This window comes from Rhizobium sp. F40D2 (assembly GCF_051810745.2).
GTDB lineage: Bacteria > Pseudomonadota > Alphaproteobacteria > Rhizobiales > Rhizobiaceae > Rhizobium.
Map to the genome: position 1 here is coordinate 380,069 of NZ_JBPWQX020000002.1, position 24,599 is coordinate 404,667.

At 59.7% G+C, this 24,599-nt stretch carries 25 protein-coding genes, 1 pseudogene and 1 riboswitch; of the genes and pseudogenes, 3 read left to right on the forward strand and 23 right to left on the reverse strand.

Going from position 1 to position 24,599, the window contains the following annotated elements; all coding sequences use genetic code 11:
* Positions 1–50: 50 nt before the first annotated feature.
* The 19 genes and pseudogenes from ACS4RS_RS26540 to ACS4RS_RS26630 all read right to left on the reverse strand — a co-directional run bounded on the left by ACS4RS_RS26540 (position 51) and on the right by ACS4RS_RS26630 (position 20,992).
* Positions 51–1,364, reverse strand: coding sequence for an ABC transporter substrate-binding protein (locus ACS4RS_RS26540; RefSeq protein WP_439013017.1), 1,314 nt, complete (start codon positions 1,362–1,364; stop codon positions 51–53).
* A 394-nt stretch (positions 1,365–1,758) separates the two neighbouring features.
* Positions 1,759–2,128: pseudogene (locus ACS4RS_RS26545) on the reverse strand (NAD(P)H-dependent oxidoreductase); the annotation flags it as partial.
* Between the two features lie 117 nt (positions 2,129–2,245).
* Complete coding sequence (gene atzF / locus ACS4RS_RS26550; RefSeq protein WP_439013018.1) at positions 2,246–4,054, reverse strand: allophanate hydrolase; 1,809 nt, start codon at positions 4,052–4,054, stop codon at positions 2,246–2,248.
* A 3-nt stretch (positions 4,055–4,057) separates the two neighbouring features.
* Positions 4,058–7,597: an urea carboxylase gene (gene uca, locus ACS4RS_RS26555; protein ID WP_439013019.1), complete on the reverse strand. Its 3,540-nt coding sequence runs from the start codon at positions 7,595–7,597 to the stop codon at positions 4,058–4,060.
* A 1-nt stretch (position 7,598) separates the two neighbouring features.
* On the reverse strand, positions 7,599–8,249 hold the full coding sequence (locus tag ACS4RS_RS26560) for an urea amidolyase associated protein UAAP2 (RefSeq protein WP_439013020.1): 651 nt from the start codon (positions 8,247–8,249) through the stop codon (positions 7,599–7,601).
* 10 nt (positions 8,250–8,259) lie between these two features.
* Positions 8,260–9,081: an urea amidolyase associated protein UAAP1 gene (locus tag ACS4RS_RS26565; RefSeq protein WP_439013021.1), complete on the reverse strand. Its 822-nt coding sequence runs from the start codon at positions 9,079–9,081 to the stop codon at positions 8,260–8,262.
* The gene (locus tag ACS4RS_RS26570; RefSeq protein ID WP_439013022.1) at positions 9,078–9,902 is read right to left on the reverse strand and encodes an ATP-binding cassette domain-containing protein; all 825 of its coding nucleotides are present in this window, start codon (positions 9,900–9,902) and stop codon (positions 9,078–9,080) included. Before ACS4RS_RS26570 ends, ACS4RS_RS26565 begins: the two co-directional genes overlap by 4 nt.
* Positions 9,899–10,717, reverse strand: coding sequence for an ABC transporter permease subunit (locus tag ACS4RS_RS26575; RefSeq protein ID WP_439013023.1), 819 nt, complete (start codon positions 10,715–10,717; stop codon positions 9,899–9,901). The genes ACS4RS_RS26570 and ACS4RS_RS26575 overlap by 4 nt, the downstream gene beginning before the upstream one ends.
* A gap of 59 nt (positions 10,718–10,776) precedes the next feature.
* Positions 10,777–11,850, reverse strand: coding sequence for a putative urea ABC transporter substrate-binding protein (locus ACS4RS_RS26580; protein ID WP_439013024.1), 1,074 nt, complete (start codon positions 11,848–11,850; stop codon positions 10,777–10,779).
* A 74-nt stretch (positions 11,851–11,924) separates the two neighbouring features.
* A riboswitch (guanidine-I (ykkC/yxkD leader) is annotated at positions 11,925–12,036 on the reverse strand.
* Between the two features lie 246 nt (positions 12,037–12,282).
* Complete coding sequence (locus ACS4RS_RS26585) at positions 12,283–12,792, reverse strand: AraC family transcriptional regulator (protein WP_439013025.1); 510 nt, start codon at positions 12,790–12,792, stop codon at positions 12,283–12,285.
* A gap of 58 nt (positions 12,793–12,850) precedes the next feature.
* On the reverse strand, positions 12,851–12,961 hold the full coding sequence (locus ACS4RS_RS26590; RefSeq protein WP_439013026.1) for a hypothetical protein: 111 nt from the start codon (positions 12,959–12,961) through the stop codon (positions 12,851–12,853).
* Positions 12,962–13,095: 134 nt separating this feature from the next.
* Positions 13,096–13,422 (reverse strand): DUF1850 domain-containing protein, encoded by a 327-nt coding sequence (locus ACS4RS_RS26595; protein ID WP_439013027.1) that lies wholly within the window; start codon positions 13,420–13,422, stop codon positions 13,096–13,098.
* 29 nt (positions 13,423–13,451) lie between these two features.
* On the reverse strand, positions 13,452–15,563 hold the full coding sequence (locus ACS4RS_RS26600) for a TRAP transporter fused permease subunit (RefSeq protein ID WP_439013028.1): 2,112 nt from the start codon (positions 15,561–15,563) through the stop codon (positions 13,452–13,454).
* A 65-nt stretch (positions 15,564–15,628) separates the two neighbouring features.
* Positions 15,629–16,573 (reverse strand): TAXI family TRAP transporter solute-binding subunit, encoded by a 945-nt coding sequence (locus ACS4RS_RS26605; protein WP_439013272.1) that lies wholly within the window; start codon positions 16,571–16,573, stop codon positions 15,629–15,631.
* A gap of 178 nt (positions 16,574–16,751) precedes the next feature.
* Positions 16,752–17,276 (reverse strand): DUF2062 domain-containing protein, encoded by a 525-nt coding sequence (locus tag ACS4RS_RS26610; RefSeq protein ID WP_439013029.1) that lies wholly within the window; start codon positions 17,274–17,276, stop codon positions 16,752–16,754.
* Between the two features lie 683 nt (positions 17,277–17,959).
* Positions 17,960–19,291 (reverse strand): chloride channel protein, encoded by a 1,332-nt coding sequence (locus tag ACS4RS_RS26615; RefSeq protein ID WP_439013030.1) that lies wholly within the window; start codon positions 19,289–19,291, stop codon positions 17,960–17,962.
* A 390-nt stretch (positions 19,292–19,681) separates the two neighbouring features.
* Positions 19,682–20,431: a MauE/DoxX family redox-associated membrane protein gene (locus ACS4RS_RS26620; protein ID WP_439013031.1), complete on the reverse strand. Its 750-nt coding sequence runs from the start codon at positions 20,429–20,431 to the stop codon at positions 19,682–19,684.
* A gap of 7 nt (positions 20,432–20,438) precedes the next feature.
* Complete coding sequence (locus ACS4RS_RS26625; RefSeq protein WP_439013032.1) at positions 20,439–20,657, reverse strand: hypothetical protein; 219 nt, start codon at positions 20,655–20,657, stop codon at positions 20,439–20,441.
* A gap of 206 nt (positions 20,658–20,863) precedes the next feature.
* Entirely contained in the window at positions 20,864–20,992 is a 129-nt protein-coding gene (locus ACS4RS_RS26630; RefSeq protein ID WP_439013033.1) for a hypothetical protein, read from the reverse strand.
* A 93-nt stretch (positions 20,993–21,085) separates the two neighbouring features.
* Between ACS4RS_RS26630 and ACS4RS_RS26635 the strand changes: the two genes are divergently transcribed.
* Both ACS4RS_RS26635 and ACS4RS_RS26640 read left to right on the forward strand, forming a co-directional pair.
* On the forward strand, positions 21,086–21,586 hold the full coding sequence (locus tag ACS4RS_RS26635) for a response regulator (RefSeq protein ID WP_439013273.1): 501 nt from the start codon (positions 21,086–21,088) through the stop codon (positions 21,584–21,586).
* Complete coding sequence (locus ACS4RS_RS26640; RefSeq protein ID WP_439013034.1) at positions 21,507–21,809, forward strand: hypothetical protein; 303 nt, start codon at positions 21,507–21,509, stop codon at positions 21,807–21,809. Before ACS4RS_RS26635 ends, ACS4RS_RS26640 begins: the two co-directional genes overlap by 80 nt.
* A gap of 78 nt (positions 21,810–21,887) precedes the next feature.
* Here ACS4RS_RS26640 and ACS4RS_RS26645 read toward each other — a convergent pair whose 3' ends face one another.
* The 4 genes from ACS4RS_RS26645 to ACS4RS_RS26660 all read right to left on the reverse strand — a co-directional run bounded on the left by ACS4RS_RS26645 (position 21,888) and on the right by ACS4RS_RS26660 (position 23,853).
* Positions 21,888–22,298 (reverse strand): hypothetical protein, encoded by a 411-nt coding sequence (locus ACS4RS_RS26645; RefSeq protein ID WP_439013035.1) that lies wholly within the window; start codon positions 22,296–22,298, stop codon positions 21,888–21,890.
* A gap of 90 nt (positions 22,299–22,388) precedes the next feature.
* The gene (locus ACS4RS_RS26650; protein ID WP_439013036.1) at positions 22,389–22,754 is read right to left on the reverse strand and encodes a MarR family transcriptional regulator; all 366 of its coding nucleotides are present in this window, start codon (positions 22,752–22,754) and stop codon (positions 22,389–22,391) included.
* 633 nt (positions 22,755–23,387) lie between these two features.
* Positions 23,388–23,585: a hypothetical protein gene (locus ACS4RS_RS26655; RefSeq protein WP_439013037.1), complete on the reverse strand. Its 198-nt coding sequence runs from the start codon at positions 23,583–23,585 to the stop codon at positions 23,388–23,390.
* Positions 23,566–23,853 carry a hypothetical protein gene (locus tag ACS4RS_RS26660; protein WP_439013038.1) on the reverse strand — a complete coding sequence of 96 codons (288 nt, stop codon included), beginning with the start codon at positions 23,851–23,853 and terminating at the stop codon, positions 23,566–23,568. Before ACS4RS_RS26660 ends, ACS4RS_RS26655 begins: the two co-directional genes overlap by 20 nt.
* Positions 23,854–24,198: 345 nt before the next feature.
* Between ACS4RS_RS26660 and ACS4RS_RS26665 the strand changes: the two genes are divergently transcribed.
* Positions 24,199–24,489, forward strand: coding sequence for a hypothetical protein (locus ACS4RS_RS26665; RefSeq protein WP_439013039.1), 291 nt, complete (start codon positions 24,199–24,201; stop codon positions 24,487–24,489).
* Positions 24,490–24,599 lie beyond the last annotated feature (110 nt).

The window sequence follows — 24,599 nt, forward strand, 5'->3', positions numbered from 1 at the left end:
GTTCCTCACATGAAGAGAAGGCCGGCACGCCGAGCGCGCCGGAGGTGAAATCAGGAGGCAGCTTTGATCGAAAGGCTGTCGAGATAGGCGGAGGGATTTTCAGGGTCGAAGACCTTGCCGTCGAAGAAGGTCTCCTTGCCGCGGGAAGCCGATGTGGGAATATCGGCGGCAGTGACGCCAAGATCCTTGGCGGCTTCGCGCCAGATGTCCTCGCGATTCACCTGATTGACGAGTGCCGCGATGTCGGTCGTCGCCGGCAGATTTCCCCACCGGATATTTTCCGTGATGAACCAGGTATCGTGGCTTTTGAATGGGTATGAAGCACCGTCTTTCCAGAACTTCATATAGAGGTCGGTCGCTCTGACCTCTCGGCCGTTCCCATAATTGATGTCTCCCTTGAGGCGGCCGAGCACATCCTTCGTCGGAACGTTGAACCATTGGCGCTTGCCGAGGATCTCAGCCATCTCGGCTTTGTTGTCCATGCTTTCGCACCATTGCTGCGCCTCCATGACCGCCATCAGCAGGGCCTTGGCAGCGTTGGGATTCTTTTCGACCCAATCGGCGCGCAGACCAAGCGCCTTTTCCGGGTGCTCTTTCCAGAGCTCGCCGGTCGTCGCGGCGGTGAAGCCGATGCCCTGATTGACGAGCTGTTCGTTCCACGGCTCACCCACGCAGAAGACGTCCATATTGCCGACCTTCATGTTGGCAACCATCTGTGGCGGTGGCACGACGACCGTCGAAACGTCCTTGTTCGGATCGATGCCGCCGGCGGCGAGCCAATAGCGGAGCCAGAGATCGTGAGTGCCGCCAGGGAAGGTCATGGCGGCTTTGATTTCCTTGCCTTCCGATTTCTTTTTCTCAAAGGCGGCCTTCAGCTTGGAGGCATCAAGCTGGACGCCGGTTTCGGCATATTCCTTGGCGACGGAAATACCCTGACTGTTGAGATTGAGCCGGGCGAGGATCGCCATCGGCACCGGCTTGTTGTTCTGCGTCACCTTGCCGGTATGCATAAGATAGGGAAGCGGCGACAGGATATGAGCGCCATCGATGCCGTTTGCCGCCCCGCCCAGCACCAGATTGTCGCGAGTGGCGCCCCAGGACGCCTGTTTGGCGACATCCGTTTCCGGAAGACCATGCTTATCGAAAAAGCCCTTTTCCTTGGCGATGATGAGTGGCGCGGAATCCGTGAGAGCGATAAAGCCAAGTTTGGCGCCCTTCACCTCAGGGCCGGCTCCAGCGGCGAAGGCGCCGGAAGGAAAGGCGGTCTTGATGGCGCCGATAAGGGCGGCCGTGGCCGTCGTCTTGAGCATGCGGCGGCGGGTAATGCCGGTTGTCGAAATCCCAGTCGTCGAAAACTTTTTCATCTGCAGGTTCCCCTCTGCTGGCTGAATTCGGACGCAAAAAAACGCCGCCGGACATTGCGGTCGCGGGATGGGAATCCCGGACGACAAAGACCTTGCGACGTCGGTGTCTAATGCAGGCGCTTATGCCGCGCCTATCCGCACCAGTCGCCGTTGACAGGTGCGAAGAGTGACTTGCAATCAACGTGCCAGTTTTGTGATGGCTGATAACCGTCAGAAAACAAAGAAGAAAGCCTGGAATCAACGCATTGCCTATTTATTGGGCCGGCATGCAATATGATAATCTTTTGTGCGATCGTGCTGCGCCTGCGTTTCCAGAAGCGCTCTATTTGTGCACCGCAAACGCAGGCGGTGAGGATCGTCGAGCGGTGGACAGAGAAAGTGCCATTGGCGCTGGGCGCAGCCGGGATTCCACCTTGCCGTCGATCAGTTCGGAGGAGACGCCTTGAAGCCGGATGCGTTCGAACTGACCTTGAGGATCGCCGGGAAACCGAAATTCCAGATCGGTACGACCAGCACCGGCCCTTCGGCCTGCTTCACTCGATCGACATGGGATTTCACCAGCTCGATATTGCCGGGATCGTCATGATAGGCGAGTTGGTCGTGGCGTGAGCATGGACCGAGCTTTTTGGCGTAGCGCAAGCATCCACTTCATGACCTGTTTTGCGAAGGCTTTCCAGCGTCTGTTTGCAATGCCACTCGCCGTAGCCTTCTTCGAATAAAGCAGCCGTGACCTTCGCTGGGCCGTGCTTATCGCGAAGATTTATCGACTGGCTGGAAACGCGGTCGACGGCCCACCCAGATCGCGCTGGTCCTGGCAACGAACCCCATGAGAACGAGCTGCATTGCTCTTGAAAGAAGTTCTCGCATCCTCGCACCCCTGCTCACGCGGAACCGGTGCCACGAACATAGTTGCGCCAGCTACCGAACTCGGTGATCTCTCGCCCGCCGGTCACGGCATGTGCCTCGCAGAGAAATCCCGTGACGCAGCTTCCGTCGTCGAGCGTGATCTTGCCCACGCCAAGAGGCGCCGGAATGTTCTGGACGAAACCGGCGAATGCCGCTGGAGGCAGGGCCCACACTTCGACTTCCACGCCATAGCCCGTAAAGCCCGGATCACGGACCAACCCCGGCTTGGGCGGGATCGTGCCATGGAGCGCAAAGAGCCGATAGCTGCCATCGGTCCGTGCGCGTCTCAGCCTGTAGCCGCCCGGTCGCGTCAATTCGTGATTCAACGGCATATCCGTCAGGTGCGCGCCGACGACCACGATCGGCACGAAGTCGTCGGACGGAGGCGCCACGCGGCTTGCTTCCGGCAGCGCGGCTTTGCGGTCCTTGCCCATTCCGGTGTCCGCCGCCCGGTGCATCGCGTCGGCGAATGGCGCCAGCGCATCGTCGGTGAAAGCAGGCCCGACAAACGTCACACCCGCAGGCAAATGGCCATTGGCGTCAAAGCCGGCGGGAACGGCGATCGCCGCGCAATCGAGCAGGTTGGCAAAGTTGGTATAGCGGCCGAAATGGCCGTTCTTGACGATCGGATCCGCCTTCATCTCTTCGACGGTGTAAGTGGTGGGTGACGTCGGCAGCATTAGAAGATCCACCTTCTCCCATTCTGTCTTGGTTTTCTGCCGCAAGGCTTCCAGCCTGTAACGCCCTTCGAAAGCGTCGACCGCGTCGTAGGCTTTTGCCCCTTCGATGATGGTTCGCACCGTCGGGTCGAAGTCGCCGTTGTTCGTTGCCAGAAACGCCTTGACCGCCGCCAGCCGTTCGGCGACCCAGGGGCCGTTGTAGAGCAGTTCGGCCGCCTGTCGGAACGGTGCGTAGTCGAAGGGAACAATCGTGGCGCCGAGCGCGCGCGCCCTTTTAATTGCGGCGTCATAGAGTGCTTCAACGTGGCTGTTGCCGAAGAATTCCCGCTCGGCTTCGTCGAGCACACCGATCCGCAGACCGGAGGCGGGCAGGCTGGAGGGAGCCGCCCTGCGCGAAAATGGATCGGCGCCATCGTAGCCCTCCATCACCTTGCGGACCGCGACGCCGTCGCCGACCGTTGAGGCAAAGACGGTAACGACATCGACGCTGCGGCAGGCCGGCACGACGCCGACATTCGGCACCAGTCCAGGTGTCGGTTTGATGCCGACGAGGTTGTTGAAAGCGGCCGGCACGCGACCGGAGCCGGCCGTGTCCGTTCCAAGCGCGAAGCTTGCCAGGCCTGAGGCAACGGCAACCGCCGAGCCGGAGCTCGAGCCGCCCGACACATAGTTCTTGTCGAAGACCGAGCGCGGCGCTCCGTAGGGAGAGCGTGTGCCGTTGAGACCAGTCGCAAACTGATCGAGATTGGTCTTGCCGATCACGATCGCACCTGCTGCCCGCAATCGTGCAATGACCGTTGCGTCCTTTTCTGGATTATAGGCGAAAGCCGGGCAGGCGGCGGTCGTCGGCAGCCCCGCCACGTCGATGTTGTCCTTCACCGCGAAGGGGATCCCCCACAGCGGTAGGCTGTTTGGCTCGGGTGCACGTTCCATCAGGGATCGTGCTTCGGCCCGCAATGTGTCGTCAGGTGTCGGCGTGATGAAGATTGCCGGATCTTCCGAGGCGGCGCGACGAAGAATGACGGTCTCGATGACATCGACCGGGCTTTTGCCTGCCTCGTAGGCTGCGCGAAGGCTGGTCAGATCAAGAATGGTCGGCAGCATGGGTCAGCACTCCTCCAGAACAACAATGATATCGCCGGCTTTGACGTTTCGCCCGGGGCCGGCGCGCAGGTCGCGGACGCGGCCTGGCGCATGTGCAGTAACGTTGATTTCCATCTTCATGGATTCGATGATGGCAAGGGTATCACCGGCGGCGACCGCTGCGCCCGGCTCGACCAGAAGTTTCCAGATATTGCCGGGTACGGCGCTGGCAACGCCGAAGCAGCCTTCGGGAATATCGCCGTCAGGGCGTTCACCAGTGCCTTCGTCAGTAACGAAGCTGTCGAGGCCTGACTCCTTCCAGCGCAGGCGTTCGGCATTGAACGCCTGCTGCTGGCTCGCCTTGAACTCCCCGATCGAGGCGGCATTCGCCTGCAATTCCTTCTCATATACGCCATAGGAGAATTCCGTTTCCTCAATCTTCACTGGGTAGCCGCCATGCGGGAAGGCGCTGCGCGCCTCCGTTAGCTCCTCATGGCTGACGGGAAAAAACCGGATCTGATCGAAGAAGTTCAGCAGCCAGGGCTTGCCCCTGGCAAAGACCGGTGTCTGCCGCCAGGTGTTCCATACCTGGATGGTGCGGCCGAAAAGCTGGTATCCGCCGGGGCCCTCCATGCCATAGATGCACATATAGGCTCCGCCGATGCCGACGGCGTTTTCCGGCGTCCAAGTGCGGGCCGGATTGTATTTCGTGGTCACCAGCCTATGGCGCGGATCGACCGGTGTTGCGACCGGCGCGCCGAGATAGACGTCGCCAAGGCCGAGCACGAGATAACTGGCCTCAAACACGACGTTGCGCACGGCCTGCTCGTCCGCCAGCCCGTTGATGCGGCGAATGAATTCGATGTTGTCAGGGCACCAGGGCGCGTTCGGCCGAACGAGCTCCTGATACTTGCGCATGGCAAGTTCCGCATCCGGATCGTTCCAGGACAGCGGCAGATGCACGATACGGCTCGGCACCTTGACATCCTGGGCTGCCGGCAGGCTCGCCTCGATCTCGGCCAGCAGGCCGAGCAGGCGTTTGCGGGTCAACCCCGTGCCGTCATAGTGAATCTGCAGCGAGCGGATGCCGGGCGTCAGATCGATGATCCCAGACAGGCCGGCCTGCGATACGGCCTGCATCAAGAGATGCACCCTGAGCCGCAGGGCGATATCAAGGGTCATCGGGCCATATTCGACCAGCAGATTGTCGTCGCCCTGGCGGCGATAGACGACCGAGACTGGCCCGTCGCAGCTCTTGCCGATAACGGGCGAGCCTGTCTCTTCTTTCGCCCGTTGCACGCTCGGCCCGGCAATCGGGTCCTCAGGCCGTGCAACCGGATGGAAGCGGATGCGATCGCCCGGCTTGAACTGACCCATCTTCCATTGCTCGTCGCGAGCGATCACGGCTGGGCAGACGAAGCCGCCGAGGCTTGGCCCGTCCGGTCCGAGGATGATCGGCATGTCGCCGGTGAAATCGATCGCGCCGATGGCATAGGCATTGTCATGCAGGTTGGAGGGGTGAAGACCGGCTTCGCCGCCATCGCTGCGCGCCCACTTCGGCGCGGGACCCATGAGGCGCACGCCGGTGCGGGCACTGTTGAAATGTACCTCGTAACGCGTCGAAAACAACGTCTCGATATCGCCATCCTGAAAAAAGTCGGGCGCCCCGTGCGGACCGTAGACAACGCCGACATTCCATTCGCGCGTCAATTCCGCCGGCTCGGTTGCCGGTTTCGTCGGTTCGACGACGGCGTGACGAGCAAGATGCAGCACATGGCCGGTCTTCAGCGTGCCGGTCGCATTGCCGCCGAACTGGCCGAGCCCGAAGGTAGCGCGGGATCCAAGGACCACGGGAGCTGCAAAACCGCCCGCCACCGCGAGGTAGGCCCGCTGGCCTGGCCCCTCGATACTGCCGATCGAGAGGATCTGGCCAGCGCGGATGGTTGCTGCTTCGTCATGCGGCAGTTTCACGCCGTCGAGGCTCATCGCCATCTTGGCGCCGGCAAGCGCAACCATTGTATCTGTATAAAACTTCAGTACAGGGCCGGAAACCGTCAGCTCCAGTGCCGCGACCATATCACCATTGCCGACCAGGCGGTTGGCATGGCGGAAGGAGCGTTCATCCATCGGGCCGCTCGGCGGCACGCCGACGTGCCAGAGACCAAGCCTGCCCGGCAGTTCCTGGATGCTCGATTGTGCGCCCGGCGCGATTACCTCGATGACATCCGGCACGAAGGAAAAGTCCCGTAGCGCCGTCGTCGCCACCTTGCCGCTGGCGAGAAGCTCGGAGCCTGCAATGGCGCGAAGATAGTCCAGATTGGTCTCGATGCCCGATATCGACGTGCCGGAGAGTGCTGCCTTCAGCTTCTCGATTGCCCTCGGACGATCCTCGGCGGAAACGATCAGCTTGGCGAGCATCGGATCGTAGAAGGGCGTCACCTCTGTGCCAGTCTCGATCCAACCGTCGAGGCGGACATCTTCAGGGAAGACAACCTCCGTCAGCAGGCCGGCGCTCGGGCGGAAATCGGCATGCGGCATCTCGGCATAGACACGCACTTCGATCGCTACTCCCTTCGGCTGCAGCGCCTCGGCGCCCGAAAGCACCTCCTCGCCGGCGGCCTGGCGGATCATCCATTCGACGAGGTCGATGCCGAACACGGCTTCTGTAACAGGATGTTCCACCTGCAGGCGGGTGTTGACCTCGAGGAAGTAGAATTCCTCGCGCACAGGATCATAGATGAATTCGACGGTGCCGGCGGACTCGTAGGAAACCGCCGAGCCGAGATCGACGGCCGCCTTGTGCAGACGGGCGCGGGTTGCCGCCGAAAGACCGGGGGCAGGGGTCTCCTCCACCACCTTCTGGTTCCGTCGCTGCAGCGAGCAATCACGCTCACCGAGCGCGATGACCTTGCCTTTGCCATTGCCGAAGATCTGCACCTCGACATGGCGTGCCTCCGCCACAAAACGCTCAATATAGACGCGCGCATCGCCAAAACTTGCCCGCGCGGTGCGCTGCACGCTTTCGAAGGATGCCTTCAGGTTTTCAGCATCGACGCAGAGCTGCATGCCGATGCCGCCGCCCCCGGCCGTGCTTTTCAGCATGACGGGATAGCCGACCGCTTCGGCCGCGGCGAGCGCTTGCTCGGCATTCGACAGCAGGCCGGTGCCGGGCAGCAGCGGAACGCCGCTTGCCTTGGCAAGCTCTCGGGCGGTATGTTTCAGACCGAAGGCAGAAAGGTGTTTCGGCCGCGGGCCGATGAAGGCGATGCCTTCGGCGGCAAGCCGCTCGGCAAAACCGATATTTTCCGAAAGAAACCCATAACCGGGATGTACCGCCTCCGCACCCGTCGCCTTGCAGGCAGCGATGACGGCATCGACATTGAGATAACTTTCGCTCGCCGGTGCCGGTCCAAGGTGGATTGCTTCATCGGCCATCATTGCGGGTTTGGCGAAGCGGTCGGCATCGGAATAGACTGCGACCGAGGCAATACCCATCCGCCTGAGGGTCTTGATGACGCGGATGGCGATTTCGCCCCGGTTGGCGATCAGGACTTTCTTGAACATGTCAGTCCTCACCATCCCAGATCAGCACCCGGATCGGCGTCGGATCGAAGCCGTTGCAAGGATTGTTGATCTGCGGGCAGTTGGAGATGACGCAGAGCACGTCCATCTCGGCGACGAGTTCGACATAGTCGCCCGGTGCGGAGATGCCGTCGACGATCGTCATCTCGCCGGTCGGCTGGATCGGAACGTTCATGAAGAAGTTGATGTTGGGGACGATATCGCGTTTGCCCATGCCGTGTTTGCTGACTTCGAGCAGAAAATTGTCGCGGCAGGCATGCAGGTATTTCGTGCCGTGGCCGAAGCGCACCGTATTGCTCTCGCAGGAGCAGGCGCCGGCCGAGGTATCGTGGCGGCCGCAACTGTCGGCCGTCATGGTCAGCATGACATTGCCCTCGTTGGACACGATCTTGGTGCCGATGCCGATATAGGCGGCACCCTGCATGCGCATCGTATCCTGGTTGGAATAGCGCTCGGACAAATCATCGGCACGATAAAAGAGCGTGTCGATCGCCTGCTGGCCAAAACTGTCCTCGATGCGGATCGTCTGACCCTTGCGCACGATGCCGGACCACGGGGCTTCTGCTGCGATGAAATGATCCTCAGCCGCCGTTTCCGGATTGCGCGCAGGGTGGGTCTGGATGAAATCGGACATGGTCTTCTCCTCAGGCCTGCATCAGGGCGTTGTTTTCGAAGCCGCGCACGGCTTCGGCCGTCGCTGTTCGGCAAAGATCGTCCGCAGCCGGGAGTGCGGCCTTGTAGCGGGTGATGACAACAGGCTTTGGCTGGTAGGTCCGATCGGGGTCGAGCGGATGCGGGCAATTGGAAAAGCCGACCAGCATGTCCATCTCGGCACGCAGTTCCACATAATCGCCGCTGTTGGACCGCTTGCGCTGCCAGCCGAAACCGCCGGCCTCGGCAAGGCGCACCGGCGCGAAGAGACTGAGGATGCCAGGTATGTCGCGGCGGTCGAGGCCGAGCTTGCCGGCAACGAGGACCAGGTTGTCGCGGGTGTTGCGTGTCTTTTCGCCCGGATATTTCGCTGCATTCGAAGCAGAGGTCGAACCGCCCATCAGGCAATCATGGGCACCGGAACTATCCTCGATCATCGAGAACATGACACGGCCCATGTCGGAGAAGATCACGCGACCCTTGCCGAGCGCCGTCGTCCACTGAACCTTGGCGGTGTCGACGAGATTGATCCGCTCGCTCGTATCCTCGGCATTCCAGGCGATGAGGGCCACGGTGGAATTGCCCTCCGCCTGGTCGATGCGGATCGCCTCGCCGCGCAAAAGCTTCGTCGACCAGTACCAGCCGCCGGGAATGATTTCCTGGTGGATGACGGCGGCGGCGTCGATGGCCGGTGCCGGCAGCGGGCTCAGGCCGGGAAGGGCCTTCGGCGCGAATTCCAGACCCTTCTTCTGATGCTCCTCGTAGCGCGCACGGTTGGCGGCGATCTCTTCGGGCGAGCGTCTCACATGCTTCATGGCTTCTCTCCTGACGGTGCCAGGTCGTCCCGGCTGTGCCCCAGGGAAGCGACCGGGCCGTCCCGGTCGGGGCTGAAGATCGATGACTGGCCGGCGAGGCGAGGCGGCCAGATGGAAATATCCTTGGTGATGGTGGCGCCGTAGCGCTCCTTCTCTTCCGGCCGGTCGCGGCGACGCTCGAAGGCCACGACGCGACTTGCGAGCGTAAAGGCTTCGCGCATGTCATGGGTGACCATGACCACGGTCATCTGCGTTTCGTGCCAGAGCCGCTTCATCAGTGTGTGGATTTCGGCGCGAATGCCGGGGTCGAGCGCGCCAAAAGGCTCGTCGAGCAGCAGCACCTTCGGCTTCATGATGAGCGCCTGGGCAAGCGCAAGGCGCTGCTGCATGCCGCCCGACAGCTGGGCAGGATATTTGGCCTCCGAACCGGCAAGGCCGACCTCGGCAATCAGCTGACGCGCTTCCTCGATGGCGTTTCGGCGTGCCGCGCCGAAAAGCTTGGCGCTGTAGCGCGCTGCGGTCAGTTCCTTTCCGAGCAGCACATTGCCGAGCACCGTGAGATGGGGAAAGACAGAATAACGTTGGAAAACGACGCCGCGGTCCGCTCCCGGCTCCGGCGGCAGGGGCTCGCCGTCGAGCAGGATGGTGCCCCGCGTCGGTCGCTCCTGGCCAAGCAACATGCGCAGGAAGGTGCTCTTGCCGCAGCCCGAGGGTCCGACAAGGGCGACAAAGGCGCGCGAGGCGACTGTCAGCGACACGTTTTCGAGCACGATCTGGTCGCCATATTCCTTCCAGACCCTTTCGATCCTCACTTCGCTCATGCCTGCTTCTCCAGTTCCGACCAGGGGAAGACGGCGATGCGCAGACGGTCGAGCAGGGTGTTCATGACCACGGCGAGCAGGGTGATCCAGACCACGTAGGGGAAAATGACATCCATCGAGAGATAGCGACGGACCAGGAAGATGCGGTAGCCAAGACCGGAATCGGAGGAAATCGCCTCGGCAGCAATCAGGAACAGCCAGGCCGGCCCGAGCTGCAGCTTGAGGCCGTTAATCAGTCGCGGCAGGATCTGCGGTAACACAACGCGCAGGCCGATCTGCCAGGAGGAGCCGCCAAGCGTCTCGGCCTTGACGATCTGCTCGCGCGGCAATTCCAGGGCCTTCAGCGCCAGATCGCGGATCATGGTCGGAGCGATGCCGATGACGATCAGCGCGATCTTCGATGTCTCTCCGAGCCCCATGACGATGAAGAGGATCGGCAGCAGCGCCAGCGGCGGCACCATGGAAATGACGGCGATGAGAGGGGCAAGCAGTGCCCGGATATAGGGCAGCATGCCGATGAGCATGCCGACGATGAGCGCGATCGCCGTCGAGATGCCGAGGCCTGAGAGCAGGCGGATTAGACTCGCGCCCGTATCCGACCAAAGCAGAAACTCACCGGTGCGCTGGTCGGCGACGAAGGCCAGACGGTTGATTGCATCGGCAAAGCCGGCAAGGCTCGGCAGAAGCTTGTCATTGGCGTTTTCCGCCAGTCGTGCGGCCGAGCCGAAGGCATAGGCGACAACGAGCAGCACGAAGGGCAGCATCACCAAGGCAAACTGCGCGCCCCGGCTTGGCCTCGTGTTGATCCAACGCATGGGAAATGCTCCGCTGATGAAAGGAGATGAGGCGCGGCCAGGCCGCGCTTCCTGGGCGATCAGAGCGAACCGTCGGCGGCTGCCTGCATGTACGTCGCGGTGAAGCGCAGCTTCACATTGCCCGTGTCGCCCAGCACCTTGCCATCGGGCATTTCAATGCCGATGACGTCGGCAGACGGCGCGCCATTGCCGAGCAGGCCCTTCTCGAAAAGGAAGTTGCGCACAAGATCCATGGTCTTCGGCAGATTGGACGAAGCAGTGAAGGCAACCGCGTCGGCCGGCTTGTCGAACAGCTTGGTGGCGGCAAGCTGGGCTTCGAAACCGGCAAGATCGGTGCCGGAAGCCGAGCCCATGGCTTCGCGGGCAGACTTTCCTTCGGCAGTATCGGCCCGAAGCAGCGCAGCAGTCTCGTACCAGATGCCGGCGAGGGCCTTGCCGAAATTCGGATTGTCCTTGAGCACGCCGCTATTGGCGACCATCAAGTCGATGATTTCGCCCGGCACCTGCGAACTGTCGAAAACTTTCTTGGCCGTCGGATCTTCGAGGATGGTGGAAACCAGCGGGTTCCACGTGACGACAGAGGTCACGTCGGCCGTCTTGTAGGCGGCGACCATGTCGGCATCAGACGTGTTGACCACTTTCACGTCGCGTTCCGTCAGCTTGATGCTTTCGAGAGCGCGAGCGAGCAAATAGTGCGAGACGGAAAACTCGACGAGATTAACGTTCTGGCCTTTGATGTCGGCAAGGTTCGCCTTGTCTTTCAGGATAACGGCGTCGTTGCCATTGGAGAAGTCGCCGACGATGACGGCGGTCGTATCGACGCCTCCGGCAGCCGGGATCGACAGACCATCCATGTTGGTGAGCGTGACGGCATCAAAGGCGCCGGCCGTGTACTGGTTCATCGACTCCACGTAGTCGTTGAATTGGGTGACATCGATTTTTATGCCGTATTTATCGGCCCATTTCTTGACGATGCCGTGGTCAGCAGCGTAGCCCCAGGGCATCCAGCCGACATAGATCGACCAGGCGACCTTGAATTCGGCCTTCGGCTCGGCCTTGGCGTTAGAACCAAATCCGAGCGCCAGCGAAGCGGAAAGAGCGGTGATGGAAAGGATCTTCGAAACAGTCTGCATTGAAATTCCCCTTTTGCTGTTCTTCAAAAGGGATCGGCAATGACCATCGTGCCGCCAATCCCTTGGCTTACGAGGTCTCCCGGGCTTTTGTCCCGCCGTGCACCCGACAGGATTTCTCCCCCGTCGGTGGTGGCTCTCGGACCAGTCGCACTTCAGCAAAGCGCCGGAACCCTAGCCACCAACTCACCACTTTATAGGCAAGACATGTGCCAGCTTGTAAGGCGTTGATTTTTCGAGATCATCCTCTTTTGAATGTCTATAACTGTGTACACTTTTCGGCATTTGCTAAATTTTTGAGCAGTGATGACGGCGGGGATGGTGCAATGGCGCGCGCCGTTCGATGGCCCGGTATGCCAAACTGGGCGTGGTGTGTCTCGGGCACGCGGAGTACGGACGCAGAAGAGTCGCTTCGTCCGGACGGTTCACGTGAGGTCATCGAACTGATGGCCACTCACCAAACTTGCGGAAGAATGCTCGAGAGAATGCAGCTGCGCTGCCAAAGCCGACCTGCCGGGCTACGGCCTTCACCTTTGCTCCTTTGGCGAGCTTCCGTCGAGCAAGGGTCAGACGCCATCCCGTCAGGTAAGCCCGCGGTGTTGTACCGACCACGTCGCGAAACAGGGCCATGAAATGGCTTCGTGACATCGCCGCCGCCGCCGCAAGGTCGTCACTGCTCCAGCTTCGCATTGGCGCATCGTGCATTGCGACCAATGCCCGATGTAATGAGGGATGGGACAGACCCGCCAGCAAGCCTGGTTGGGTCGCGCCACGCTCGATCGTCGACCTCAGGATAAGCAGCACGATGACTTCGCAGAGCCGATTGAGGGCGGCGCTGCGTCCGCACCGGGATTCCAGCGCCTCCGTCACGAAGGCAGCGGTGATGTCGCGAAGGGTTGGAATGTCGTTGACCTCGACGACGACTTGATCCGGCAAGGCGTTCATGAGTGGAATTCGTGATCAAAAACGGCTACCCGGCAAGAGGGGAATATACGGGGGAGGTCTAACTTCCTTCGGTCTCAGTCGGAGGATTGAACGCAAGCCTGGCCGCCTGGGCCTGGTTTCGGAAGGCGCAGCCTTCGGCGTGATCGGTGATCAAGCCCATGGCCTGCATGAACACATAGGCAATGGTGGAACCGACGAAGGCCCCCCGTGCTTGTTGAGATCTTTCGACATTGCGCCGTAGGCGGACGAGACGGACGCCGTCTGAGGTGCCGCAGGCTCGGCTGCTTTCGCTTCATACCTTTGTCACGGACAGAAGCTAAGCGTCGTATCTTCACCTGCCCGCTCTCCGAATTCCCGGCACGTATCTCCATAACAAAGACGCCAGCCGCTAGCGGTTGCCCCGGATGCTGCAAGCGAAAGTTGCTTCTGGGAAGCGAGTTTCGGCTGCCATGTCCACCAGCCATCCCTGAGCACTGCACCTTCCCCCGGTTCCATTCCTGCCCCGGAGCCCTTGACGCTTGCTTCCGTGATATGGAGGCCGGACGGTCCCACTTGCCAGCGCTCCCGCCACTCGATTTTCTCGACGGAATGTGTCCATTGCAACATGAACGTCGTTGTGGCGATTACCATCAACTTTCCGCCTGCTAACACACAAAGGCTCACTGTACGGGCCCGGCCTTTTGCGCAAATCGAGATCGGTACCAGAGCCAGAAGACAAAACCGCCCGACAGCAAAAACCCTGCCTCATCGGTGAGCGGCAATGCGGCAACCAGAAGAAAGGCTGCTGCTATCGCGATGGTTCGTTCGACAGCAGTGAGTGTCACCGTACAGTAGCCGATTACGGCCGCGCCCCACAACCCGATGGCGATCACAGCCTTGACAACGATATAGACGACTGCCGGTGCGTAGCCGATGTCAGCGGCAATCGGTCCGCCGTCCTGCAGCATCAGTGCCGGAGAATAGACCGCCATGAATGGCACGATAAAGCCTGCAGCGGCAACTTTGATGGCTTCGATCGAGATTCTCAAACCGCTTTCCTTGGCGATCGGCGCCGCTGCAAAACAAGCAAGTGCCACTGGCGGCGTAAGGTCGGCCAAAATTCCGAAATAAAATACGAACATGTGGCTGACAAGAAGCGGAATGCCCAGCGAAAGGAGCGCAGGTCCCGCGATTGACGAGGTTATGATATAGTTCGGTATCGTCGGGATTCCCATGCCGAGGATGATGCAGGTAACCATGGTCAGGAGCAGCGACAGGAACAGGCTGGACTGTCCAACCGACACGACGAACTGGCCAAAGGTCGTGGCAACACCTGTCAGCGTCATCGTGCCGACGATGATCCCGACGATGGCGCATGCAATGCCGACCGGAAGGGCCGTCTTTGCACCTTCGGCCAAGCTGTTGACACAGGCGACCAAGGTCTCCCTGCCGCCTCGGCTCACGGCGTTCCAAGCGATAAGCACGGTGAGCGCGATAAGAAGAATATTGAAACCATACTGCAGGAATGCGGCGCCAAGAATGCCGAGAGCGATCCAGAACACAATCCGGATCGCGCTCGATGGAAGACCAAGTGCAATGCTGCCGCCGAGAATAAGCATGGCCGTCAGCCCGAGCCCTATAGTGCCGGCAAAGAGCGGAGTGTATCCGGAGAAAAGCAGCCATACGAGGGCGGCCAACGGGAGAATGAGATACCACCGCTGCCTGAGAGCTTGGGAGGCCGATGGCAATTCAGACTTCGGCAGGCCCACGAGACCGCGTTTTCCCGCTTCCAAGTGCACCATCCAGAATGCGGACGTGAAGTAGAGAAGCGCTGGGATAACCGCGGCCTTCACCACTTCCGAATATTCGACGCCGAGTGTTTCGGCCATGATGAACGCCACCGCCCCCATCACCGGCGGCATGATCTGACCACCCATTGACGCGGTGGCCTCGACACCGCCGGCAAAAGCGGCCCGGTATCCGAACCGCTTCATCAGCGGAATGGTAAATTGACCGGTCGTGACGACGTTTGCAACACCAGAGCCGGAGATCGTGCCCATGAGTCCGGAGGAGATGACGGCGACTTTTGCAGCACCGCCCCGCTTATGGCCGACAAGCCCGAGAGCCGTATCCGTGAAAAGCTGAATCATTCCCGCCTTTTCCAGGAATGAGCCAAACAGTATGAAGAGAAAGATGTATGAGGAGGACACATAGATCGGGGTCCCGTAGATGCCTTCGGTACCGTAGGCCATGTGATCGATGACCTGCGCCAGGTCGTATCCGCGATGATCGAGAGGCGCCGGGAGATATTGGCCAAGCAGGCAATAGGCCAGAAATGCGCCGCTGATGATCGGCAGCGCGGGGCCCAGGCTTATCCAGCACGCCACGAAGATCACGACAAGGCTGACGATGCCGACCGCGATGTCGATGGGAAGAGGATCACCGGCGCGAGTAAGAAGATCCGAGTATTCGACGGTTTGATAGATAGCGACTGCAACGCCGAGGGCCGCCAGGACCCACGCCAAGACCCGAAGGCCGATCGCGCTGCTGGCCGTGGACGCAACCAGCGGATAGGCCAGCAGCAGCAAAAAACCCACATGCACAGCACGAACGATCTGGCTCGGCAGATCCAGAATGTGCGCAGCCGTGGCGATTTGGAACACCGAGAAAGCAACGGCGAGCAAGAACAGCAATCGCCCCTCTTTCGAGGTCGGAAAATCGTCACCCAGCCTGTTGTGAAATTCGGTTGCGTCGGCGGGTGGCGCGCCCGCTGTCGTTTCTGTTTGACGCACGCAATTCTCCCTCCCAGCGAGATCAAGACGGCGGCCGGCGTTTCTGGCCGCCGCCAAACAAGGTGCTACAGGAGTCCTTTTTCCTTGTAGTAGCGTTCGGCACCCGGATGGAGCGGGATTGGCATACCCTTGATGGCATCTTCAAGCTTTATCGCCGAGGCCGCATTGTGTGCAGCGGTCATAGCGGGCAGGTTGTCGAATAGCAGCTTGGTCATCTGATAGGCGGTCTCGTCCGAAACGTCCGAACGCGTGACCAAGAAGTTGACGACCGCAACGGTCGGTACGTCTTGTGCTTGACCCTCATAGGTATTGGCGGGAATTGTCGCGGCGACATAGGGCGCGCCGAGTTTTTCGGCCACGTCCTTCGGGACCGCAACGACATTGATCGGCACGGAGGCCGCCAGATCCTTCAGCGACGCAACCCCAAGACCAGCCGACTGCAAGGTCGCGTCGAGCTGGCGGTTTTTAATGAGTTCGACGGATTCCGCGAAGGGAAGGTATTCAGTCTTCGCAAGGTCTGCGTAGGACATGTTGTAAGCGCCGAAAATCGAGCGCGCGTTTAATTCTGTCCCAGACTTTGCCGCGCCGACAGAAAGACTCTTTCCCTTCATGTCCGCCAATGTCCTAATGCCGGAGTCCTTGGAAGCGACGATCTGGATGTAGTTGGGATAGATGGCCGCGATCCCGCGCAACTTGTCGAGCGGCTTCTTAAAGCCTGCTTCCGCATTCCCTTCTGCGGCCAGCTTAACGCTATCGCCGAGCGCGAACGCGATCTCGCCTTTGCCCTGTTGAAGCAGATTGAGATTTTCAACCGAAGCTTTCGTCGCCTGCACCTGGGTGCGCGCGCCAGAAATGCCGTCGCCATAAATCTTGGCGAGTGCGACGCCCAGGGGATAATAGACGCCAGAGGTGCCGCCGGTCAGAACGTTGATGAACTCATCCGCCTTGGCGACGTTTGAAACTGAGAAACTAGACAGGCCAAAAACGCCCGCCATCATGCCATTCACGATAAATCTTTTCACGATTGTCCTCCCGATCAATCAGTTCAAGAAAATATCATGTGTGGATATATCAGGCGCGTCAACGCCGCAACGAGCTTTTTGCCCGCCGAACTCACACGCGCGAGCGCCGACGGGGAAGTGGCCGCCACGTTAAACAGACGTGTCGCCAGCGGTCATGGTCCGTTTGCTATTTCCTTTGCTTCCGGAAAAATCGGACACCGTGTCGTGTCACTGCGTAAAAGATCAATCCGAATAGGACAGCGAGCGGAAGGCCGCCAATCAACAGCGGTCTTACAATTGGCTGCCAGAGCCTTGCCACATCGAAATTACGCAATAGTGAAAAGAAATCGACGTTGTTCATCGCATCCGAATGCTCTCGACCGAGCAGATAGATGCCGATGCGATAGGCGCCGGCAAAGATAAATGGAAACGTGACGGGGTTCCCGAAGGCAGTGCCGAGCGCTGCTGCGACCATGTTACCTCTGAGAACATAAGCGATACAAAATGCTATCACAAAATGGAAACCCAAGAATGGTGTGCAGGAAGCGGCGGCGCCAGCGGCGACGCCGGCGGCGATGGCGTGCGGTGTCGCTTTAAGCCGCAGGACCCGAAACAGGATGTAGCGGAGAGGGCGCAGCGGGCCTTTTCGCGGCCATAGGCCGGCGCGAAGCCGCTCAAGCAGTGAAAGAGGTATTCGACGTCTAAATAACATTTCCCGTCTTCTGCTCAGCGACCTCGATAATCCCAACGACGGAGATGGCGGAAGGCTCTATGATTCGCCCGTGCGGCAGCAAACAACACGAAAGAAGCTACTCCGTTGAAGTCTGTTTGCCTGGCGGTTCCTCGCATCCGCCGACGCAGGAGATTTGCACCAGCGTATTACGGCATCTTGCAGAGATGGCGTTTTGCGGTCAGTTCGGTAGACTTCTTGAGAATTGCCGCTGCGCGGCAGGCAAGAGACACTCTGCTCCTCCTGCGGAACCGGCCATCGTTGCTCATCTAGGCCTGAAGTTAGAAGGCGCGCAATAGTTAAATGATGTGACGAGGGCGACAGCCTCGATCCGTTCGAACCTTAAGAATTATCTCTCGCATCGGATGACGCTATCTTGGTTGTGTCGAAGGCAGGCTTGCACGGTGCTTGATGGCGGCGGGCGGCCGGCTTGCGCCGGTAAGGACCTGATTGTTGCCGCCGAGACAGCGCTGAAGATGCCCAGCCCCTGTTCTACACCGGAACTTCGAGCACATCAGCGATAGGTTCGGCCGTCACGCCCTTAGTCTCGTCCTGCAGAGCTTCGCCGAGGATGTAGCAGTGAAGAGACATGCACCAGGGGCAGCCACGACCTTCGGGCGCCTCATCCCAACCGTCAAGGAGCGGGCCTATGGCGTGTTTTCCTCTTAACGCTCAGACCGGTGCTTCCGAATGGCCGCGGCGATGAACACACGAGACAGGCCGTGATAGAGCGGCTCGCGCGACAGGAGGCGTGAGGTCACGTAACCGATCATCGACACGGCCATGATCGGGATCACTGCCTGGTGGTCGCCGGTCATTTCCAGAATGATGACAAAGGCCGTCATCGGGGCCTGCACTACGCCCGCAAAATACCCTGCCATCCCGAGGATTGCCGCAAGCGCAATGCTGGTGCCGAGCAACGACCCGACAGTGCTGCCGAAACCGGCGCCGACGGCCAGCGACGGTGCGAAGATCCCGCCCGGTATGCCTGAGAGCATGGACAGGAAGCTGGCGGCAAGCTTCTCAACGAAGAAAAGCAGCGGTAGGGCATTGCCTTCGACGGCGCCGCGCGCCTGCTCGTACCCGGTGCCGAAGGTGCTGCCGCCTGCGGCGACGCCGATAATGCCGACGGCAAGACCGCAGACACCGGCAAACGCCAGCATGCGCGACAGCGGTTGCGGCTGCGCCCAGCGGCGGATTCGCTGACCGAAATGAAGTGCAAAACCGCTGAAGGCGGCGCCGAGCGCGCCACCGCCGACCCCGCAGATGAGAACCAGTCCCCAGTCCTTCAGCGCGGTAGGCGCCGCGGACGCCATGCCGAAGTAGTTATAGCTGCCGGAAAGCCCGAGAGCCGCGAGGCCGGAGAGGATGACGGCAGTCAGCACCAGTCCGTTGGCGCGCGACTCGTATGTGCGGCTCATCTCCTCGATGGCAAAGACGATACCGGCAAGCGGCGTGTTGAACGCGGCGGCGATGCCAGCCGCCGAGCCCGCAAGGATCAGCCCGCGTGCCTGTGCTATGCCGCTAAGGCGAGCGACCGCCAGCATGATCGATGCGCCGACCTGCACCGTCGGCCCCTCGCGCCCTATCGAGGCTCCAGAGAAAAGCCCGAGCACGGTTAGCACGATCTTGCCGAAAGCAATCCTCAACGACAGAAGCCGCGTCCGATCGTCTTCGTCACGCAGGTGCCTAGCGGCGATCGCCTGTGGTATGCCGCTGCCTTGCGAATTCGGAAACAGCGTTGCCGCCAGATAAGCGGACAGCATGAAGCCGAGCGGGGTCAGTACCAGCGGCAGCAGAAAAGCCCATTGACCTGTCGAGGTGACGGAGCCGAAGGCTTTCTGCGCCAAATCGGCCAGTTTGGCAAAGCCGACGCTGATGACGCCAATCGCCAGCGCGCCGCACCAGAAGACCAGCCGGGGCCGCCAGAGTGAAAATGATCCCCAAAACACACGGGAACGGCGGAGCAGTTTGGAATTCAGATAGGGGGAGGGCATATCAATTCGATAACACTTTGATGGGGCTACCCCTTCTAACGCCAAACCAACCGAAAAATCACCCCCAATTCGACGCATGAGGCTCCCATCGGGCTTTGAAGTCGAAACTCCATTTCATGGCGTCATCTTCGGCTGGCCTGATGGCCATGAAAAACCGGCATGTCGATTTTGAGAAGAACTACTTTCGCATTGTGACGGCGGCGAACGCAGATGGTCTCTGCCTGGTGCCCCATGGATGATGGCTTGGAAACTGGCTCTATCGTCGGGTTATTTCGGGGTCAGCACTCTTCGGAGGCTTGCGATCTCGCCATCCGAGGGTGCTATATCTCGCCGGGCATCGAGGCGTTCGGCCTTGTGCCGACGAGAGGTCTACACTGTCGACGCCTCGGGTCATAGCAGAACGGCCTTCACAATCATCCAGATGGCCATCGCCGACATCATCAGGTTTTCGGTCAGAGAAACGAAACCGAGCGGCACGTTGCTGTCGCCGCCGACGCAGGCGCATTTCAATTGGCGTCCTTCGACATAGACCGCGCGGAATACGGACCAAGCGCCAATGCCGCCGATGAACAAAGCGATCGGTGCTGAAATCCAGACAAGAATTCCCGCAATCATCAGCACGCCGGCGAGCGCCTCGCCGAACGGATAGAGATAGGCATATCTGACCCAGCGTCGCGCCAGGACATCATAGCCCAGGAACATGTTGGAAAAGCTCTCCAGATCGCGAAGCTTGAGGATCGCGAGCACGCACATGCTGAAGGCGATAAACCATTCGACTGTCCGTGGCGTGGCAAGCGTGCCCGCTGCGAAACTTGTTGCAACGGACATAAGCGCCGTCATCAAAAAGACGGCGATCACAGGAGCATAGGTGGTGGCACTCGGGTCTTTTACCGGTTTTCCGAAGAATCGCCTCAGGTCGTCGTTGCCGCCGATGCGCGTGCCGTCGATAAAGGTCTGGGGCGTCTTATCGACGCCGTGCTCGCTCTGGAACCGGTCGGTTTCCCGACGCGTCTTGAGCCAGTGATCCTCGACCTCATATCCCTCGCGCTTCAAAAGGTCGAGCGACTTCAACCCAAACGGACAGATATGGTCCTTCATCACCATGCGGTAGAGAACCGCGTTTTTTCGGGCAGGCTTCATCCCCAGTTTATTCATCTGGCTGTCGAGGTGGACGATTATCCAGCAACGCCGCGTCTTCATGCGCCCAGCGGGCGAAGGCGTCGAGGGTTTGCTTTCGGGAAATCGGGATGCCGAAAAGAAATTCCCGGTAGGCGACGACCCCTTTTTTAATCATCGAAACATACCGGCGGCGCCCGGCGTTGCGCGATACGTACGAATGGTCCGGCTTTATCAGGGAAGGTTGCATCTCCGGGCTCCTTGCACAGGGATATAATGGAGATATGGCGACTGTGTTCCAGCCCGCCCAAAATAATATCATGGCGTGATGGATTCCGTTTGCCGGCAACCGAACAGCCTGTCTTGCGCGCACACGTGAGATCATGAATGGCCATGCCGCTAGATCTCGATTCGAAATGTTGGCCACGGGAACGCTCGCACGAAATTTGGACAGGCTCAGTTGACGGCCTGTTCGGACTGCGCTTGAGACAGCTGAGGCGGAGCCTCTCCCGGGATGGACGCAATGGCGAACATGACGGCTGCGTAGGTCACAAAAACTGCTGAAAGGAAAGCGGTCTTCGTCATGGAGGCATCCTTTATATCACATGGTGACATTCTTTAATGCTTCGCCCATATTGTCAATCCTGAATGCCGGATGAACAAAAAGGGGGCGCGGCGATGGTTGGTGAAAAAATTTTGATTGTGGAGGATGATTTTATTATTGCCGCGGATCTTCGCGATATCGTCGAAGGCTTCGGATATGAGACGTCCGGCATAGCCAACAGCTTTGAAACCGCGCGTCAGCTTGCTCCCTTCAGCACGATCGCGCTCGTCGACGTCAATCTTCGCGACGGCGCGACGGGCCCCCGGATCGGCCAGTACCTCGCCGGCGACTTCGGCATCTGCGTCGTTATGGTGACGGGCAACCCCGAGTCCATCGGAGAAGGCCTTTCGAATGTCATCGGAATCATATCCAAACCAATTCACCCACCAGTGATCGGAAATGTTCTGAACTATCTGAAGAGCATTCGGCAAGAAGGACGAGGCGTGCCGCCAGGGGGCTGCGGCTTTTCGCCTGAAGACAACGTGGGAGGGCACCATGAAGGACATGCGCGCCGAGCTCGGCCACTGGGTCGGTCAGATCGAAAAGATTCTCATCCGCCAAGGCGTGCTGGATGACCATGGGAAGCTAGCACCCGAGATCGGGACTAGTTTTCCGGAAGAAATTGAGGACGCCCTGGACGGCTTCATCGAGAACCCAATAGAGTTGATCGGCCTTCTGAATATCTCGCGGGACGCCCGGGACGGCCGGCCGCTTTCCCCTGCTGTTTTGATGGCGGCCCACTTGATGGCGCGTGAGGTTCTCCAGGCGCTGGAGGATGGTCGAAGCGATCCATCCTAGTAAAGCAAACGGCCCGCCCGAAATCATTTCGGACGGGCCTCGCGCCAACCGGATATGTGATCACATCCGGCCGATGGCCTAGCTGTCGGTAACGACAGGATCAGATGGCGGCAGTTCCTTCAGCTTCATGAGCTGGTCGGCGCAGGCATCGGCTGCATTCGCGACCGTATCGTCGATGCCGGCGATTTTCGCCCAGCCACCCTCGTTGATAAAATCATCGCGCTGCCACGAACCTTTCGCCTGAAGCGACTTGAGATTCTCCGCCGCCCCGCTTGCCGTGACAAAGTTATGGACGCAAATGCCCGCCACCAGGTCCGCCTTGGCATTTCGCACCGCGATTTCAGTCATTACACGGGCGCGCCCGGAGGTCGTCCATCCCCCCCAGGTAAACCCGAGAGCCATCGTCAGGGCGGATGCGCCGACGATAGACCAAGCCCAGAGGGTCTTCGAGGGGCGGTAGTTCGGCCAGCCGCGTTCACGATCCGGCATAGCTGTTCTCCTCTTTTTTATATCATGGCATGATACAAAATTCAGCCTGATAGATCCAGTCACGCCGTGATCAACAAAACGTGATGCCGGTCAGACCAACAGGGTCACTTGGCGAAGTCGAGACAAGGATTCGGCCAGCAGGAGTTCATTTTCCAGCATGCCTTCGAGATGGACACGTGCCAGCGATTCCAGCAGCTCACGGCCCTTGGCGGTCAGCCCGATCATCACGCTTCGCCTGTCGTCCTCCGCTGGGGTGCGTTCTGCCAATCCGCTCGCGCACATTCGATCAACGAGCTGCACGGCCCCATTATGGTGCATTAGCATCTGTTCCGCGAGTTCCCGGAGCCGAACCTGTCGTTCCGGTGCTGTCCGGATGACGAGGAGTGCCTGGTACTGCTGGGAGGTCACGCCGGCCGCTGCAAGCGCGGCTTCGCTGAACGCGAGAAAGCGCCTCATCGCGAACCTAAATCCGGCGAGTCCAGTATAGACGTCCTCATTCAGCGCTGGAGCGTCCCGTCTTGATCTCGGCATACAAAAACCTTGCATATGTCATTATGTGATATAAACTTCATCTCACGCTGGGAGGCGGGGTCCGTAAGCCGATCGACCTGGCGTGGGAGGCGTGCATAGCATCGCGCCTATCGATCTGGCTTGCGGATCATAATCGCATCGACTTGTCAAAATGACTGTGCCAATTTCGTGACTTTTCGAATTTTTTGAAGAACCGTCGGAGGGGCGTATCGACCCTGGGAATAAAGGGGCCCCTCCATGGCTGAAGCAGTTCGAATGCGAGGTTGTCAACGCGCTGGACTAGACAAGGATTGGTGCCGACTTGAAAGTGGGAGAGGAAGCCGTGAAGCGTAGGTGGCTTTGCGGCAGCTATTCCGAAGCGCTAACAAGTCGTCTCTCCCCGAGGCGTGAGTATCGTCTTGGGAAACTGGCCCGCTCAAGCACTCCCCCGCTGAAGCGGGCCATTTTTTTAATTAGGTATGCGGTGAAGCGGCCGTATACTCGACGTTAAGTGTTCGCCACGAGACGATTTCCAATGTCAGGACTGCGACGCAGGACTGGGTTGGGAAAATCAGGGCGTCACTTGACGCTGCTCATTGATGGCGTTTCCGCCGTGACGGTCGGCTCAGAGCCAGCGAGCGTCAAAAGGCTTATTGCAACGATGCCGATCCAGATCAGAGCAGTCACGGCAAAGCTAGCCCGCAAATACATCGAATAGCTTTTTCTGGCTTGAATCACGTCATTCCACTCGCGCGTCCTAGTGATCTTGCTTTCCAAGATCTCCCGGCTTGATGATCGGCATGGATCCTACTTTGGGTGGCTTGTTGACCATTTCGGCATCACCCACGGACGGAGGCTTGAGAACACCACCGCATTCCTCCAGCGATGATACGCCCCCGGGCGCTTCGCCATGCTGCTTGATGGCGCAGCGGGGTGAGGGCTTTTGGTTCTGGTCGGGACCGCCAAATCCTGGTTCCGCTGACAGCAACACCGCACTGAGAACAGAAAGACCCGTCAGGGAGAGAAATTTCAGCGAGCGTTCCATTTCCAGCCTCCTTGTTGTTAGGAAAGATCGGAAGTCCAGTTTGTTCCAAAATGGGCGCGACCTCCTGCGGCGTTTCTTCGGCCGATCCATTGAGGGCTCGCGCGGACAACCGCCGTTCCGGATCTGACCATCCGAGTTGGCGCGACGATGGTTTTTTCGCGGAGCCAGCAAACAGGGGCCAATTCTTCAAAAAGAGCGTTTTATATATCACGGCATGATGTATATTGAGATGTCGACCATGGCTGACCTGTTTGAAGCCGGTCGACAAAAGAGGGTGCGCGAGCGTGGGCCGGGAGAGATAACATTGCGCTTGCGGACTTTGATCGCAAAACAAGGAGTTTTACCTTGGACAATCTGAATGTGCGTGTTCACGGATCGATTTCACTCGACCGGAATGTCAGGTTTTTCGGTCAGGTCGATGGCGATCTGACAATTTCGCCTGGTCATAACCTCGAACTGCACGGTCGCGTGGGCCGCGACCTGATAGTGGAAGAGGGTGCCTCGGCAACGGTCTATGGCGTCGTCGGGCGAGACGTCGTCAATAAGGGTGGAAGCGTTGTCGTGAAGGAAGCGGCAGGGCGCCTGGACGATGAGCAAGATGCGATTGTCCCGGGAGTTTTACCGAAGTCTTGTTGACTGCTCCTTCTTTCAGCATGGGAGGCCTGCAAGAAGCAAACTGGGCAGCTCGCAGGTTTTGAGGGTTTCGGAAGCCAGCAATTCGGAATGGCTGTTGGTCCCGTCAGGCG

What these genes read in the sequence shown, in the direction of transcription:
- ACS4RS_RS26540 (WP_439013017.1), bottom strand. Translation starts at nt 1,364, where the DNA reads ATGAAAAAGTTTTCGACGACTGGGATTTCGACAACCGGCATTACCCGC.
- atzF (WP_439013018.1), bottom strand. Translation starts at nt 4,054, where the DNA reads ATGCTGCCGACCATTCTTGATCTGACCAGCCTTCGCGCAGCCTACGAG.
- uca (WP_439013019.1), bottom strand. Translation starts at nt 7,597, where the DNA reads ATGTTCAAGAAAGTCCTGATCGCCAACCGGGGCGAAATCGCCATCCGC.
- ACS4RS_RS26560 (WP_439013020.1), bottom strand. Translation starts at nt 8,249, where the DNA reads ATGTCCGATTTCATCCAGACCCACCCTGCGCGCAATCCGGAAACGGCG.
- ACS4RS_RS26565 (WP_439013021.1), bottom strand. Translation starts at nt 9,081, where the DNA reads ATGAAGCATGTGAGACGCTCGCCCGAAGAGATCGCCGCCAACCGTGCG.
- ACS4RS_RS26570 (WP_439013022.1), bottom strand. Translation starts at nt 9,902, where the DNA reads ATGAGCGAAGTGAGGATCGAAAGGGTCTGGAAGGAATATGGCGACCAG.
- ACS4RS_RS26575 (WP_439013023.1), bottom strand. Translation starts at nt 10,717, where the DNA reads ATGCGTTGGATCAACACGAGGCCAAGCCGGGGCGCGCAGTTTGCCTTG.
- ACS4RS_RS26580 (WP_439013024.1), bottom strand. Translation starts at nt 11,850, where the DNA reads ATGCAGACTGTTTCGAAGATCCTTTCCATCACCGCTCTTTCCGCTTCG.
- ACS4RS_RS26585 (WP_439013025.1), bottom strand. Translation starts at nt 12,792, where the DNA reads ATGAACGCCTTGCCGGATCAAGTCGTCGTCGAGGTCAACGACATTCCA.
- ACS4RS_RS26590 (WP_439013026.1), bottom strand. Translation starts at nt 12,961, where the DNA reads ATGCAGGCCATGGGCTTGATCACCGATCACGCCGAAGGCTGCGCCTTC.
- ACS4RS_RS26595 (WP_439013027.1), bottom strand. Translation starts at nt 13,422, where the DNA reads ATGGTAATCGCCACAACGACGTTCATGTTGCAATGGACACATTCCGTC.
- ACS4RS_RS26610 (WP_439013029.1), bottom strand. Translation starts at nt 17,276, where the DNA reads ATGTTATTTAGACGTCGAATACCTCTTTCACTGCTTGAGCGGCTTCGC.
- ACS4RS_RS26615 (WP_439013030.1), bottom strand. Translation starts at nt 19,291, where the DNA reads ATGCCCTCCCCCTATCTGAATTCCAAACTGCTCCGCCGTTCCCGTGTG.
- ACS4RS_RS26620 (WP_439013031.1), bottom strand. Translation starts at nt 20,431, where the DNA reads ATGAAGCCTGCCCGAAAAAACGCGGTTCTCTACCGCATGGTGATGAAG.
- ACS4RS_RS26625 (WP_439013032.1), bottom strand. Translation starts at nt 20,657, where the DNA reads ATGCAACCTTCCCTGATAAAGCCGGACCATTCGTACGTATCGCGCAAC.
- ACS4RS_RS26630 (WP_439013033.1), bottom strand. Translation starts at nt 20,992, where the DNA reads ATGACGAAGACCGCTTTCCTTTCAGCAGTTTTTGTGACCTACGCAGCC.
- ACS4RS_RS26635 (WP_439013273.1), top strand. Translation starts at nt 21,086, where the DNA reads ATGGTTGGTGAAAAAATTTTGATTGTGGAGGATGATTTTATTATTGCC.
- ACS4RS_RS26640 (WP_439013034.1), top strand. Translation starts at nt 21,507, where the DNA reads ATGAAGGACATGCGCGCCGAGCTCGGCCACTGGGTCGGTCAGATCGAA.
- ACS4RS_RS26645 (WP_439013035.1), bottom strand. Translation starts at nt 22,298, where the DNA reads ATGCCGGATCGTGAACGCGGCTGGCCGAACTACCGCCCCTCGAAGACC.
- ACS4RS_RS26650 (WP_439013036.1), bottom strand. Translation starts at nt 22,754, where the DNA reads ATGAGGCGCTTTCTCGCGTTCAGCGAAGCCGCGCTTGCAGCGGCCGGC.
- ACS4RS_RS26660 (WP_439013038.1), bottom strand. Translation starts at nt 23,853, where the DNA reads ATGGAACGCTCGCTGAAATTTCTCTCCCTGACGGGTCTTTCTGTTCTC.